A 9933-nucleotide genomic window follows, 5' to 3' on the forward strand; every position below is an offset into this window, starting at 1 on the left:
ACGGTAAGTACAAGCCCCGCAGTGGATCAGTTTGGTCGGGATCCGGTCAGGTGGTCGGCCAGGGCTTCGCTGATCCGGCGCAGCTGGTCGACCTGCGCGGGGCTCAACGCGTCGAACAGGTGCCGGCGTACCCCCTCGACGTGGCCGGGCGCGGCGGCGGCCAGGGCGGCGTGGCCGGCGTCGGTGAGGGCGGCGATCTGCCCCCGCCGGTCGGTGGGGCACTCCTCCCGGCGGATCCAGCCGGCCGCCTCCAGCCGGGAGGCGGCGTGGGAGAGCCGACTGCGGGAGGAGCCGGTGGCGTCCGCGAGCTCGCTCATCCGCAGCCGTCGCTGCGGGGCCTCGGAGAGCCGCACCAGGATCTCGTAGTACGCGTGCGGCATTCCCGCGTCGCGTTGCAGCTCCCGGTCGAGGGTGTCCATCAGCGCCCGGGACGCGGTGAGGAACGCGCGCCAGGTTCGCTGCTCGTCGGGGTCCAGCCACCTTGTCATGACGTCCATCATAAGACAATTCGTTGAACGCTCAATTAAAACGCGCTACGGTCGGGTAATGGGAATCCACCGCCTCAACCACGCCGTGCTCTATGTCCGCGACCTCAAGCGCAGCGTCGCCTTCTACCGCGACGTGCTCGGCTTCCGCCCGATCCCGATGACGCCCGACGGCTTCCGCGGCGCCGCGTTCCTCCAGGCGCCCGACTCCACCAACGACCACGACCTCGGCCTGTTCGAGATCGGCGCCGCCGCCGGCCCGTCACCGGCCGGCCGGACCAGCGTCGGCCTCTACCACCTCGCCTGGGAGCTGGACACCCTGGACGAGCTGGCCGCCACCGCCGAACGCCTGGCAAGCGCCGGCGCACTGGTCGGCGCCTCCGACCACGGCACCACCAAGAGCCTCTACGGCCACGACCCGGACGGGCTGGAGTTCGAGATCTGCTGGATCGTTCCGGCCGACCTGCTCGACGCCGACGCGCTCGCCGCCCGCAAGCGGATCGGCCGGCTCGACCTCGACCGGGAACGGCAGCGCTACGGTGGCCAGACCCGCGGCGGGGTGGGGATCTCCGTCCCGGCCTGAACAGCGATGCGGTAGAACGTCAGGATGCCGACCGACACCGTCCTGCGCGAACTGCTCGTCCGGCAGCTCGACCACTGGCTGCCCGCTGCGCTGCAGCGTTCCCGGCGGGCCACCCTCGCCCTCGCGTACGCCGGTGGCGACATCGCCGGCGCGGAGGCCGCGCTGCGGGTCGTGGCCAAGTTCGCCGACCGGCTGCGCGGGCGTCGACTGACCGTGCTGGTGCTCGCCGACGGCGGCGCGGAGCTGCCGGCCCGGCTCGGCGCGGCGGAGGCGGCCCTGCCGGCCGACGTCGCGGTGCACGTGGTGCCCGGCCACCCGGACCGGCTGCCAGTGGTGCTCAAGGCCGCCGGCGCGGCGGGCGCCCCGCTGCTGACCGTGCTCGACGGCAGCGACCCGGACCCGGCCGTGCTGGCCGCCGCCGCCTCCGGCCGCCCGGCCGAGCTACTGCTGGCCACCGCTCCCGGCCGGGCGCTGCGTCCGGCGCTGACCGCGGCCGGCTTCCCGCTGCTCACCGAGGTGGAGCTGGTCCCCACCACCGACGCGCCGCCCCGACTGCTCCGCTACGCCACCAGCTCCGACCGGGCACTGGAAGCGCTCAAGGACGCGCTCTGGGCGGTCGACGAGCACGCGGGGGTGCGCTACCGCGACCCGGCCGACCCGGCCGGCCGCCTGGCGGACGTCACCCGCGACCCGGAACTCGGTCCGCTGCGCCACGACCTGCTCACCGAACTCGCCCGCTCCGGCCCCCGCACGGTGACCGAGCTGCGTCGCTTCGCGGTCACCTCGACGGTCTACCGGGCGGTTGACGCGAACACGGCGCTGGCCTCGCTGCTCGCCGCCGGCGAGGTCAGCCGCAAGCCCGAGCAGGGCCGGCTCGGCGGGGACGTGACAATCAGCGCCGACGCGGGCCGGCCTGCTGGGCCAACTGTCTGACCACGATGGATGCCCCGGTCGCGATCACGCCGATGCTGAACAGCATCTGCCCGCACACCACCGCCCGGGCGACCTGCCCCTGGGCGTGCACGTCGCCGTACCCGACGGTGGTGATCGTGCTGAGCGCGAAGTAGAGCGCGTCGACCCGGGTCTGCAGGCCCACGAACTCGCCGGCCCGGTTGGTGGCCAGGACGTAGTCGCCCAACGCGAAGGCGAGCAGCCCGGCGACCAGCGCGACCGCGAGCCGGATCAGCGAGCGGACCGCCGCCTCGCCGGTCGGCGCGGTGGACGCGAGTTGCTCGCGTACCTGCCGGGTGATCAGGACGGCGACGGTCACCACCACGATCGCGGTGCCGATGGTGCGCAGAACGAGCCGGAGCACGTTCGGGTCGGGAGTCAGCGGCACGAGGAAGTACGCCGCGACCAGCAGCAGGCACGCCAGCAGCGCCAGCCGGCGCTCCCGCAGGTGCGTCCCGTCGGCCATGCGGCGATTCTCCGCCGCGACCCCGGCAGGGTCGCCGGGAACGACCAAAATCCCCCGGGTACGGAGTCAGCCGGCGTCGGGGCGGGCGGTCAGCCGTCTAGGCCGCACCACGCGGATCGGCAGCGGCTGCTCCCGGGCGGCCCGGAACACGCCGGGGCTCATCCCGACCTCGCGGGTGAAGAAGCGGCCGAAGTTGGTCGGCTCGGGAAAACCGAGCCGCCGGCCGATCCCGGCGACCGGCTCGTCGGTCGCGGCGAGCAGCCGGCAGGCCTGCAACGCCACCCGGTCGTCGATCACCTGCTTCGCGCTCCGCCCGGTGATGGCCAGGCAGGCGCGGGTCAGCGTACGCGCCGAGCAGCCGAGCCGGGCGGCGTAGTCCGCCACCCGCCGGCTGTGTTGATAACAGCGCTCCACCTCCCGGCGCAGGCGCTGGAAGGCTGCCGTCTCCGGTCTCGGCGTCAACTGCGGAGCGCCGGGGAGCAGGGCCAGCCGCAGCAGGAGCACGGCGAGCTGATGGCGCAGCAGACCCCTGGCCGCCCGCACCCCCGCGTGCCGGTCCGCGTCCACGGTCAGCTGGCTCACCTCGCTGATCACCGCGTCCTCGTCTTCCCCGGCGAGCTGCCGGTAGGCCGGCACCGCGTCCGGGTCCACGTCGAGGCCGCGCAGCGTCCCGATGCCCCAGCGCACCACCGTCGCGTCGAGTCGCGAGCCGACGCAGCGCAGCACCTGGCCGGCGCGGGCCCGCAGCAGCGTGCCGGGCCGGCAGGGCAGCGCACGGAAATCCAGCTCGGCGCTGCCGTGACCGTCGGTGACCAGGATCAGCAGTTCGGCGTCGAGCAGGATCGGGCGCGGCCAGCCGGGCTGGGGCGCGAGGTCACCGAGCGCGCCGGTGACGATGTCGTCGGCGTCGTACCCGAAGGTGAGCAGGTCGGTGCGAATGGCCGGGGAAAGTCGACCGGTGGTGACCATCGTTCCGACGGTAACCGGCGGTGGCGCAGGTTGCACTTCGACGGTTCCGACAGGTCGTGGCGGGTCTTGTCGCCGGGAACCCGGGCCGGTTAGGTTACCGATCGGTAGCGCCCGGGTCGGCGGACCGGCCCCGGCCCCGCCGACTCGCGATGGGATGGGTATGAGAGATCTGTTCTCGGTCGAAGGCAAGACGGTCCTGGTCACCGGCGGCTCCCGGGGAATCGGGCTGATGATCGCCCGGGGCTTCGTGCAGGCCGGCGCGAAGGTCATCATCTCTTCGCGCAAGGCCGACGTCTGCGAGACGGTGGCCAAGGAACTCTCCGCCGTGGGGCAGTGCGAGGCGATCCCCGCTGACCTCAGCGGCGACGAGGGCGCGCTGGGGCTGGCCGCGGCCGTCCGGGAACGCACCGACCGGCTCGACGTGCTGGTCAACAACGCCGGCGCCACCTGGGGCGCCCCGCTGGAGGAGTATCCGGAGAGCGCCTTCGACAAGCTCTGGGCGGTCAACGTCAAGGCCGTCTTCCGGCTCACCACGGCGCTGCTGCCGGCGCTGCGCGCGGCCGCCACCGCCGACGACCCGGCCCGCGTGATCAACATCGGGTCGGTCGACGGCCTCCGCGTGCCGTGGATGGAGGTGTACGCCTACTCGGCGACCAAGGCGGCCGTGCACATGCTCACCCGCAGCCTGGCCCACCAGCTCGCCGGCGAGCGGATCACGGTCAACGCGATCGCGCCCGGGCCGTTCGAGAGCAGGATGATGGCCTTCGCCCTGGACGACCCGACCTCCCGGGCCGCGATCGAGCAGCAGGTGCCGCTCGGGCGCATCGGCCGCCCCGAAGACATGGCGGGCACCGCGATCTACCTGTCGTCGCGGGCCGGCGCGTACCTGACCGGAGCGGTGATCCCGGTCGACGGGGGCATCACCACGCACGGCTGACTTCGGGGCGTACCCGATGATGGGTAGCCGGAGCCGCGCGGACTCGGCAGATCCGCGCGGCCCGGTGTGCGTCGTCAGCGGCCCGCGAGCAGTCGGTTGACCGCCGTGTCGACGTCCAGGTGCTCGGCCTCACGGCCGCGCGGGACGACGACGTAGGTTCGGCGCAGGAAGCGCACGAGGACGCTGCGTGGAACCTCGAAGAGGGCGTTGCCGTCCGGGGACGACAGCGCGAGCGCGACGAAGTCGCCACGCGGCGTGGCCCACGGCCAGACCCGTACGTCGCCGATGCCGGCCGGCTCGTCGAGCCCGGTGACCAGCAGTTCGCGCGCGAACGACCAGCTCACCGCCTCCCCGCCGGCAGACTCGGCGTGGAACAGGACATGGACCGCATACGGGTCAGCAGGGTCGTAACGCAGGCTGGCACGCACCGGCAAGGCGGTGGCGTCAGGCGCGACGAGCCTTAGCGACGTCTCGACCTCTACGGTCGTCGGTCGGATGACACTCATGGACGTTCTCCCCCCGGCACCGCTGCGGAACGCGCGTGTCCCGCTTTTCCCATACTCAGCCGCTACTCGTGGCTACGCTCCGCCATACGCTGACTTCACCCAGTGGTGGGAAGGGGGTTGGAAACGCCTCCGAGAACGTGAAAATTCTTGTAGGATTTCCTGCTTTGCCCTGTTCCGTGATCCCGCCCGGCAACGGGTGGTTCAGTCGTCGACCTACTCCGGTAACGCCCAGTCGTCAGCGAGGGTGACGGGCCGGGGCGACACTGGGGTGGAAATGGTCACCACGGGTTCCTCAGTGGAACCGGGGGCCGCGGCCGACCCACCGAAAGGAGCGGCCTGAGCAGCCGAAAGGCGGGGGGCGAGGTGCCGGTGGATCAGGACGGCCAGGGTGCCGGCGACGGTCGCCGAGACACCCCTGGAGGCCCCGTCGACCTACGCCCCGGCCGGTGGCGGGCCCGGGCGCACACCGCCCTCGACCTGATCCGCGCCAACCCCACCGGCCGGATCACTCTCAAGATCTTCATTGCCATCACCGGCGCCATCGTGGTCACCGTCGGTATCGCACTCATCCCGCTGCCCGGCCCCGGCTGGCTGATCGTGCTCGGCGGGCTCGGCATCTGGGCCGTCGAGTTCCACTGGGCCCGCCGGCTGCTCACCTTCACCCGACGACACGTCCAGGCCTGGACGCGCTGGGTGATCCGGCAGCCACTGCCGGTACGCCTCCTGCTGGGCGCGATCGGGCTGGCGTTCCTGGCCGTGGTGCTGTGGCTGTCGCTCAAGTACAGCCTCGGAATCGACGTGGTGGCCTGGGTGCTGAACCACCTCGCGACGCACTGACCCCCGGGTTTTTGGTCTGGCTTCTCGATCAGGTAGAGTCATCGTCGCTGAGGGCGATTAGCTCAGCGGGAGAGCGCTTCGTTCACACCGAAGAGGTCACTGGTTCGATCCCAGTATCGCCCACGCAGGTCAAAGGCCACTTCCCGGTTTCGGGAGGTGGCCTTTCTGCTTCCGTACAGCAGCTTTGTACAGCAGCCCGGTCATTGCGCCAGGGATTCGCCGAGGCGTTTGAGGGCATCTCTGGTCGCCTTCGTCGATACCTGTGTGTAGATCTCCATGGTCACGGAGAAGCGGGCGTGCCGGAGGATCTGCATGGCGACTCTTGGATGAACGTCGAGGTCGGCTAGGAGGGTGGCGCAGGTACGGCGCGCGTCGTGGACGGTGATCGGCGTGACCTTGGCCTTCTCGCACCGGGTTTGCCAGGAGCGCTGGAAGTTGCGCGGCTCGATCGGTGTGCCATAGCGGGTGGTGAATACGAGGTCGGTCTTGTGCCACGCGTTGCCGGCGGCTGCTCGTGCCTCGTCGCGTTGTTCGCCTCGCAGCTTAAGCGCGGTCAGGCAGATGTCGGGCAGGGGAATGGTGGCGTCGGACGCCTGGGTCTTGGTGTCGCGGCGCAGGAGCTGCCCGCGTACGCGTTGCAGTTGGCGGCCGATGGTCAGCTCTCCGGCGTCGAGGTCGACGTCCTCCCAGGTGAGGCCGAGGGTTTCGCCCTGCGTAGACCGACGACGAGGACCAGGGCGTAGGCGGCGTAGAGGGGGTTCTCGTCGGCGCGGGCAGATTCGAGGAACTTTCGCGCCTCGTCGCTCGACCATGACTTGCCCCGACGGCGGCGGACGGTGGCGAGGGTGACCGGCACGGCCGGGTTTTTGGTGATGAGGTCTTTGGCCTTGGCGTGGGTGAGGGCAGCCCGCAGCGCGGCCCGGATGTCGCTGAGCGTCCGGGTCGACGGGACCGCCTGGCAGCAGCGGCCGACCGCGCAGCAGCGGCGCTTCTCCTTGCGACGTGCGGCGTCCTTGCCCTGGGCGCAGCACTGGCAGGTGCGGGCCACCTGGTTGATCCAGGTCTGCACGTCCCGCGACTGGAGCCGGTCGAGCCGCTTGGCCCCGAGGCCGGGGGCGATGTAGCGGCGGACGAACGTTTCGTAGGTGGCGTAGGTCAGGGGTGCCCGGTTCGGCTGGATGATCTCGGTGAGCCAGTAGGTGAGGAAGCTGCCGACCGTGGGGACGCTGGTCGCCACCGGACCTTGCTTCGCCTGCTGGTGCAGTTTGATCCACTTGTCGTGGACGGCCTCGCGCGTCTTTCCGTAGACGTACTTGCGGGTGCGCTTGCCGTCGGGCTTGGTGACCCAGACGTAGGCGGCGAATCCGTTGCGGTACGGGAAGATGGAACCTTCGCCGTTGGCTCGCGTGCGTCCGGGCATCAGGCGGCCTCCTGTCGTTCGACCTGTTCGCGGATGTAGTCGTCGACCCACTCGGGGAGGACACGTCGGTACTTGCCGTCCTTGATGGAGCGCAGCTCACCGGTGGCGATCTTCATCTTGACCTTGGAGATGCCGAAGCCGAGCAGGACGGCGACCTCGGCGGGGGAGTACCAGCGCGGGCGGAGGTCATGGCTCATGCGGCGGCTCCGACGAGCCAGGCTTCGTGGGCGAGTTCTTCCCGGCCGATGCGTGTGGCCTGGCGGCGTTGGGCGGCGGCGGTGTTGGCCAGGAGTGCGTCGCCGTCGGTGAGCCACCCGGAGCCGACGTAGGTGAGAACGCCGATGGTCACGGTGTCGGCCGTGTCGTCGTCTTCGGTGCGTCGGTAGGTGGCGCGGGTGTCGCGGAGTTGGCCGAAGGTGACGGAGTAGCGGCGGGCCTTGGTGAGGAAGTGGCCGCCGAAGCCGAGCATGTGCGCCCAGCGGCGCAGCCCGGCGTAGGCGTTCGGTTTGGTGTCAAGGCTGTCTTGACGGTCGCCGGCCGTTGCGGCGCCGCTGGCGGTGTCGGTGCCGGTGGGCCGTCCGAGGTGCCAGCAGGCGTCGATGAGGCGGGCGAGGTGGTCGCCTTCGGGGTCGGCGTAGTCGCCGATCGTGGCGGGGGTGAGCCGGATGGAGCAGTGGCCGGTGGCTTCGGTGGCCTTGGTGGCGTACTTGGCGAGGTAGGCGGCAACCTTGCCGTCCGTCAGCTCGCCGCCTGCGCTGTTGATGCGTCGCACGTCGACCTGCTTGCCCCAGGCGACCAGCCAGCCTTGCGGCCGGTCGGGGTGCGGAGGTGTGGTGAGGGTGATCTTCGAGGCGGCGGCGTGAACGGCTTCCTCCAGGTCGTCGACGGTGATGCCGTCCGGCGGCGGCACGAGAGCGTCCAGGTCGTCGGGGTCGACGCCGTCGAGGCGCAGCAGGCAGTGGAAGTGCACGGCCGCGCGGCGCTGCATCTCGGCGACCTTGCCGTGCGACACCCGCACTGGCGGCACCCAGCGGACCTTGCCCGAGGCGGTGACGACCCGGACGAAGGGGATGCCGCGTCGCCGGCAGATGGCGGCGAGGTGGCGTTCGATGGCCTGCTTGGTGCGCCGCCACAGCTCGCCGGAGAACCCGTTCCACACGACCTGGTGGTCGTGGTCGTAGCAGTCCAGGCACAACGGCTGCCCAAGCCGTGGATCGTTGGTGTCGTGGCGGGCGAAGCACACCGCGGGCTGCCCGTGCTGGCAGGTGCCGGCGGTGCTCCGGGCGCGGCAGGGAGCCGGTCGGCAGTCGCAGCGCTGCCGGCTGGCGCAGGTGTGGCGGGGGACGTGGCGGTGGTGGACCGTGCCGAACGAGGGTGCGGTGAAGGTGGCGAAGACGACCGGGTGTCGGCCGGCCGAAGCGGGGACGCCCTTGCCGCCGGTCAGGCCGCAGCGGACGACCTGGTAGGCGTCGCCCTGGTAGACCCAGGAGCAGTCGGGGCACTGGGATTCGCGGCGGTTGCCGCACGCCTTGTAGAGCGTCCGGTCGGGCAGCTCGTCGGTGTGCTGCTCGTTCAGGACCCTGCCGGTGTCGCGGTCGACGGCGGCGATGGTGCCGGTGAGGCGGATTGGACGGGAGCAGCCGCCGGCGGGTCGGGTGTGTTCCAGCCAGCCGGAGAACTGCGGGGTGGCGGCGCGGTGCAGGGCTTGGGCGTCACGGCCGTCGGCGAGGCCGGGACGGTGCAGGGTGAGCGGGGTGGACATGGCTCTCTCCTCAGGGGGTGGCAGGGACGGGAGACGACGCACCACCAGCCGTGGACGGTGGTCCGCTGGTGGTGTTCGTCGTGTCTCCTGGCACCGCCGAGAGGGCGGCTGACGCCGGAGGGCGGAGTCGTGGTCGTGCCACTTCCCGCCGATGGGTCATGTCCTTTCGCGCTCGTCGAGCCGATGAGTGGGGCCGGCACGGGTGAGGGGCCTGGGATGTCGGCATTCGGCGGGTTGCCGCAGGCTGCCCCCACCCGTGGAGGTGTGCGAATCCGGGCCATCGTGGACGGCAGGGAAGGCCGTGCTGGGCCGCTCAGCGGATTCGGGGAACCGGCACAGCGGCCGGTGCGGTCGAGAGCCGGCGGGACGTGGCCCGCATCAGCGGCAGGAAGGCCGCTCGGCATCTCCGGCATCGAGTCCAGTGGTCCGGCAGGAAGGCCGCGCTGGCGTGCTCGACGCGCGCCAGAGTAGCACCGGGTGCCGACACGTCAACCCGGCGCGAAACTCCGTCGACCGAAACAGGTGCGGCGCTGCCTACAGAGCGATGCGATTGTCGACCGATCGCTGAGCTGGACCGGTGTACTCGGTGAGGCTGAAGCGGCGATGCCCGTCGGTGGGATGCACGGTGACGACGACAGCGCTCTCGTCTTCGAATCGCAGCGTGAAGACGGGGTCGAGTTCGCACAGGAATGCAAACGCCTCGCGGTCCTCGTCGCTCTCGCTGACCAGGCGACCTCCCCCCTCCCAACCGGCGCCAGCGACGGTAATCACGACGGCCACCTCGACGCTGCCGAGCAGGGTGGATGAGTTCGCCCACCAGTCCAGCCAGCAGCGGCCCTCGAAGCGGTCCATGCCGTCATCCTTCCAGGGAGAGGCCCGGCCGGCTGCCGGCCGAGTGGGAGAACTTTCCTTACGTCTATCGAGTGGGAGAACTTTCCTTACGTCTATCGAGTGGGAGAACTTTCCTTACGTCTATCGAGTGGGAGAACTTTCCTTACGTCTATCGAGTGGGAGAAC

11 protein-coding genes, 1 tRNA gene and 1 pseudogene are annotated in these 9933 nt (G+C 71.0%); 5 read left to right on the plus strand and 8 right to left on the minus strand.

Translation table 11 applies throughout. From position 1 onward, the window contains the following. Window positions 1–26: 26 nt before the first annotated feature. On the minus strand, window positions 27–497 hold the full coding sequence (locus tag ABZ671_RS24405; RefSeq protein WP_357862145.1) for a MarR family transcriptional regulator: 471 nt from the start codon (window positions 495–497) through the stop codon (window positions 27–29). A 49-nt stretch (window positions 498–546) separates the two neighbouring features. Between ABZ671_RS24405 and ABZ671_RS24410 the strand changes: the two genes are divergently transcribed. Together ABZ671_RS24410 and ABZ671_RS24415 are read left to right on the plus strand one after the other, a co-directional pair. Further along, complete coding sequence (locus tag ABZ671_RS24410) at window positions 547–1068, plus strand: VOC family protein (protein ID WP_357862147.1); 522 nt, start codon at window positions 547–549, stop codon at window positions 1066–1068. Between the two features lie 24 nt (window positions 1069–1092). Continuing rightward, complete coding sequence (locus tag ABZ671_RS24415; protein ID WP_357862149.1) at window positions 1093–2001, plus strand: hypothetical protein; 909 nt, start codon at window positions 1093–1095, stop codon at window positions 1999–2001. Here the strand turns inward: ABZ671_RS24415 and ABZ671_RS24420 are convergent. Together ABZ671_RS24420 and ABZ671_RS24425 are read right to left on the minus strand one after the other, a co-directional pair. Next, window positions 1961–2485: a potassium channel family protein gene (locus ABZ671_RS24420; RefSeq protein ID WP_357862151.1), complete on the minus strand. Its 525-nt coding sequence runs from the start codon at window positions 2483–2485 to the stop codon at window positions 1961–1963. The genes ABZ671_RS24415 and ABZ671_RS24420 overlap by 41 nt on opposite strands. 66 nt (window positions 2486–2551) lie before the next feature. Further along, window positions 2552–3454, minus strand: coding sequence for an AraC family transcriptional regulator (locus tag ABZ671_RS24425; protein WP_357862153.1), 903 nt, complete (start codon window positions 3452–3454; stop codon window positions 2552–2554). A 160-nt stretch (window positions 3455–3614) separates the two neighbouring features. On the opposite strand from ABZ671_RS24425, the gene ABZ671_RS24430 reads away from it, so the two are divergent. After that, window positions 3615–4391 (plus strand): SDR family oxidoreductase, encoded by a 777-nt coding sequence (locus ABZ671_RS24430; protein ID WP_357862156.1) that lies wholly within the window; start codon window positions 3615–3617, stop codon window positions 4389–4391. A 74-nt stretch (window positions 4392–4465) separates the two neighbouring features. Here ABZ671_RS24430 and ABZ671_RS24435 read toward each other — a convergent pair whose 3' ends face one another. Then, window positions 4466–4897 (minus strand): SsgA family sporulation/cell division regulator, encoded by a 432-nt coding sequence (locus tag ABZ671_RS24435; protein WP_007457244.1) that lies wholly within the window; start codon window positions 4895–4897, stop codon window positions 4466–4468. A 369-nt stretch (window positions 4898–5266) separates the two neighbouring features. On the opposite strand from ABZ671_RS24435, the gene ABZ671_RS24440 reads away from it, so the two are divergent. Continuing rightward, on the plus strand, window positions 5267–5734 hold the full coding sequence (locus ABZ671_RS24440; RefSeq protein ID WP_357862158.1) for a TIGR02611 family protein: 468 nt from the start codon (window positions 5267–5269) through the stop codon (window positions 5732–5734). A 51-nt stretch (window positions 5735–5785) separates the two neighbouring features. Then, window positions 5786–5857 (plus strand) — tRNA-Val (locus ABZ671_RS24445). 77 nt (window positions 5858–5934) lie between these two features. Here the strand turns inward: ABZ671_RS24445 and ABZ671_RS24450 are convergent. The 4 genes and pseudogenes from ABZ671_RS24450 to ABZ671_RS24465 all read right to left on the minus strand — a co-directional run bounded on the left by ABZ671_RS24450 (window position 5935) and on the right by ABZ671_RS24465 (window position 9768). Continuing rightward, a pseudogene (locus ABZ671_RS24450) lies at window positions 5935–7154 on the minus strand (site-specific integrase). Further along, window positions 7154–7351 carry an excisionase family DNA-binding protein gene (locus tag ABZ671_RS24455; protein ID WP_357862160.1) on the minus strand — a complete coding sequence of 66 codons (198 nt, stop codon included), beginning with the start codon at window positions 7349–7351 and terminating at the stop codon, window positions 7154–7156. The pseudogene ABZ671_RS24450 and the gene ABZ671_RS24455 overlap by 1 nt, the downstream one beginning before the upstream one ends. Further along, window positions 7348–8916, minus strand: coding sequence for a replication initiator (locus ABZ671_RS24460; RefSeq protein WP_357862163.1), 1569 nt, complete (start codon window positions 8914–8916; stop codon window positions 7348–7350). The genes ABZ671_RS24455 and ABZ671_RS24460 overlap by 4 nt, the downstream gene beginning before the upstream one ends. Window positions 8917–9450: 534 nt before the next feature. Continuing rightward, on the minus strand, window positions 9451–9768 hold the full coding sequence (locus tag ABZ671_RS24465; protein WP_357862165.1) for a hypothetical protein: 318 nt from the start codon (window positions 9766–9768) through the stop codon (window positions 9451–9453). Window positions 9769–9933: the final 165 nt, after the last annotated feature.

Source organism: Micromonospora sp. NPDC006766 (assembly GCF_040636055.1).
GTDB lineage: Bacteria > Actinomycetota > Actinomycetes > Mycobacteriales > Micromonosporaceae > Micromonospora.

Bases quoted from the DNA above. Each gene is read 5' to 3' on its own strand.
- ABZ671_RS24465 (WP_357862165.1), bottom strand. From the start codon at position 9,768: ATGGACCGCTTCGAGGGCCGCTGCTGGCTGGACTGGTGGGCGAACTCA.
- ABZ671_RS24420 (WP_357862151.1), bottom strand. From the start codon at position 2,485: ATGGCCGACGGGACGCACCTGCGGGAGCGCCGGCTGGCGCTGCTGGCG.
- ABZ671_RS24410 (WP_357862147.1), top strand. From the start codon at position 547: ATGGGAATCCACCGCCTCAACCACGCCGTGCTCTATGTCCGCGACCTC.
- ABZ671_RS24405 (WP_357862145.1), bottom strand. From the start codon at position 497: ATGGACGTCATGACAAGGTGGCTGGACCCCGACGAGCAGCGAACCTGG.
- ABZ671_RS24425 (WP_357862153.1), bottom strand. From the start codon at position 3,454: ATGGTCACCACCGGTCGACTTTCCCCGGCCATTCGCACCGACCTGCTC.
- ABZ671_RS24460 (WP_357862163.1), bottom strand. From the start codon at position 8,916: ATGTCCACCCCGCTCACCCTGCACCGTCCCGGCCTCGCCGACGGCCGT.
- ABZ671_RS24455 (WP_357862160.1), bottom strand. From the start codon at position 7,351: ATGAGCCATGACCTCCGCCCGCGCTGGTACTCCCCCGCCGAGGTCGCC.
- ABZ671_RS24415 (WP_357862149.1), top strand. From the start codon at position 1,093: ATGCCGACCGACACCGTCCTGCGCGAACTGCTCGTCCGGCAGCTCGAC.
- ABZ671_RS24435 (WP_007457244.1), bottom strand. From the start codon at position 4,897: ATGAGTGTCATCCGACCGACGACCGTAGAGGTCGAGACGTCGCTAAGG.
- ABZ671_RS24430 (WP_357862156.1), top strand. From the start codon at position 3,615: ATGAGAGATCTGTTCTCGGTCGAAGGCAAGACGGTCCTGGTCACCGGC.